We start from the raw sequence: 2,711 nt of genomic DNA, 5'->3' as shown, positions 1-2,711 counted from the left end.
GGCTGGGGGCGGGCGTCAGGCGCGCAGGGCTTCGACGGCGTGCGCGAGGGCTGACGGGACGTCCGGTACGAGGGTGTGGGCCCCGTCTCGTACGACGTGCCGGCCGCCCACGATCGTGTGCCGTACGTCCGCTGCTGTCGCGGCGAATACGGCGGTCTCGGCGCCGAGGCGTGGCACCGGTCCCGCTGTTCTGACCGAGTCGAGGGCGATGGTGGTGAAGTCGGCCAGGGCGCCGGGCTCCAGGATGCCCGCCCGGTCCCAGCCGAGGGCCGCGTGGCCGTCGGCGGTGGCGGCGCGCAGCAGGGCGGCCGCCGTCCAGTGACCGCGGGTGCGGGTCCGCAGGCGCTCGTTCAGCTCCATCGCCCGCGCCTCTTCGAGCAGGTCGATGACGGCGTGGCTGTCGGAGCCGAGGGAGAGCGGCGAGCCGGCCCGCTGGAGCGCGACCGCCGGGCCGATGCCGTCGGCCAGGTCCCGCTCGGTCGTCGGGCACATGCACGTGCCGGTCGTGGAGTCGCCGAGCAGGGCGATGTCCTCGTCGGTGAGGTGTGTGTTGTGGACGCCCGTCGTGCGCGGGCCGAGCACACCGTGGTCGGCGAGGAGTCGGGTGGGTGTGCAGCCGTGTGCCGTCTGGCAGGCGTCGTTCTCCGCCGTCTGCTCGGACAGGTGCACATGGAGCGGGGCCCGCCGCTCCTCGGCCCACCGCGCCACCGTGGCCAACTGCCGTGCCGGCACGGCTCGTACGGAATGGATGGCCGCACCGATCCGCACGTGATCCCGGTCTTTGAGAACTGAACAGCGTTCGGCCCAGGCCTCGGCCGTGCCGTCGGAGAAGCGGAGTTGGTGGTGGTTCGGGGGCTGCCCGCTGTGCTCGTTCAGGATGGCGGACGAGAGGTAGGCGGTGTCGAGGAGCGTGATGCGAAGGCCCGCATCCGCCGCGGCCTCGATCAGCGCCTCGCCCATCGCGTTCGGGTCGGCGTACGGGGTGCCGCCGGGGGCGTGGTGCACGTAGTGGAACTCGCCCACTGTCGTGATCCCGGCCAGCGCCATCTCCGCGTACACGGCACGGGCGAGTGCGTGGTACGTCTCGGGAGTGAGCCGGTCCGCCGTCGCGTACATGACCTCGCGCCAGGTCCAGAAGGTGCCCGAGCCGACCTGGACGGTGCCGCGCAGGGCTCGGTGGAAGGCGTGCGAGTGGGCGTTCGCCAGTCCCGGCAGGGTCAGGCCACGCAGGATCTCGGCGCCGGGTGGCGGGCTGTCGATGCCCGTGCGGACGGCCGCGATCCGGCCGTCGGCGACCTCGACGGCCACGCCCGGCTCGACGAACGAGTCGAGCCAGGCATGCTCAAGCCAGTACGTCTGCGTCACCTGCGGGCCAGCCCTTCCAGTACGTCGGCGAGTGCGATCACCCCGGCCACGCAGTCGTCCTCGGCGGCGTACTCGGCCGGGGAGTGCGAGACGCCCGTGGGGTTGCGCACGAACAGCATGGCGGTGGGGATGCTCCCGGAGAGGATTCCGGCGTCGTGTCCGGCACCGGTGCCCAGAACGGGGATCTTGAGGCCGAGGTCCTTGTCCTTGCCGAGGATGCGGGCGAGTTCGTCGCGCAGGGCGTGCTCGAACTCGACGACGGGGGTGAACGACTCGCGGACGACGTCGAGTTCGACGCCGTGGGCGTCCGCGTACTCACGGGCCGCGTTCTCGATGCCGGTGACGACCGTGTCGAGGGTCGCCTGGTCGGCGGCGCGGGAGTCGAGCCACCCGCGCACGAGGGAGGGGATGGCGTTCACACCGTTCGGCTCGACCGAGATCTTGCCGAAGGTGGCGACGGCACCCGCGAGCCGGGCCTCCCGCCGGGCCGCGAGCACGGTCTCCGCGTACGACAGCATGGGGTCGCGGCGGTCCACGAGGCGCGTCGTACCGGCGTGGTTGGCCTCACCCCGGAAGTCGAACCGCCATCGTCCGTGCGGCCAGATGGCGCTGGCGATGCCGACCTGGTCGCCGGAGAGGTCGAGGGCCCGCCCCTGCTCGACGTGCAGCTCGACGAACGCGCCGATACGGGCCAGGCGCTGCGGGTCCGCCCCGATGGCGTCCGGGTCGAGACCGGCGGCCTCCATGGCCTGCGGCAGGCTGACCCCGTCGGCGTCCCTGAGCCGCCGGGCCTGCTCCACGGTGAGCTCTCCCGCTGCGAGCCGTGACCCCACACAGGCCAGCCCGAAGCGGGCGCCTTCCTCGTCACCGAAGTTGACGATGGCGAGGGGCTTGCTGAACTCGGCACCGCGAGCACGGAGTTCGTCGAGCGCGGCGAAGGAGGACACGACACCCAGGGGGCCGTCGAAAGCGCCGCCGTCGGGGACGGAGTCCAGATGCGATCCCGTGACGACGGCGTCCCCTTTGGCGGGGTCACCGAGCCAGGCCCATTGGTTGCCGTTCCGGTCCACCTCGTAGGCGAGCCCACGGCCCTCGGCCTGCGCCCGGAACCAGGACCGACACTCGGCGTCGGCTCCGGTCCAGGCGTATCGGCGGTAGCCGCCGGAGTCGGGGTTGCGTCCGATGGGTTTGAGGTCGCGCCACATCTCGTGGAACGAGACGGGGGCTGAGTTGTTGTCGGCCAGGGCTGAAGCCTGCTGAGCCTTCAAACCCGGCCCAGGCACCTCCAGCCCGTCCGGCGATTGAGGACGAGGCCGTTCAGGCCGATACGGGGGTCTGGGGGCGGA

At 72.3% G+C, this 2,711-nt stretch carries 2 protein-coding genes; both read right to left on the bottom strand.

Annotated elements, in window-relative coordinates; translation table 11 throughout:
• Positions 1-15: 15 nt before the first annotated feature.
• Positions 16-1,365, bottom strand: coding sequence for a formimidoylglutamate deiminase (locus G5C60_RS50300; protein WP_165270965.1), 1,350 nt, complete (start codon positions 1,363-1,365; stop codon positions 16-18).
• On the bottom strand, positions 1,362-2,570 hold the full coding sequence (locus G5C60_RS50295; RefSeq protein ID WP_165270967.1) for an allantoate amidohydrolase: 1,209 nt from the start codon (positions 2,568-2,570) through the stop codon (positions 1,362-1,364). The genes G5C60_RS50300 and G5C60_RS50295 overlap by 4 nt, the downstream gene beginning before the upstream one ends.
• Positions 2,571-2,711: the final 141 nt, after the last annotated feature.

Source organism: Streptomyces scabichelini, assembly GCF_011045015.1.
In the GTDB taxonomy this organism is placed as follows: domain Bacteria; phylum Actinomycetota; class Actinomycetes; order Streptomycetales; family Streptomycetaceae; genus Streptomyces; species Streptomyces scabichelini.
The sequence above is the reverse complement of the archived record's forward strand: the minus strand, read 5'-3'. Positions and strand labels throughout refer to the sequence as shown.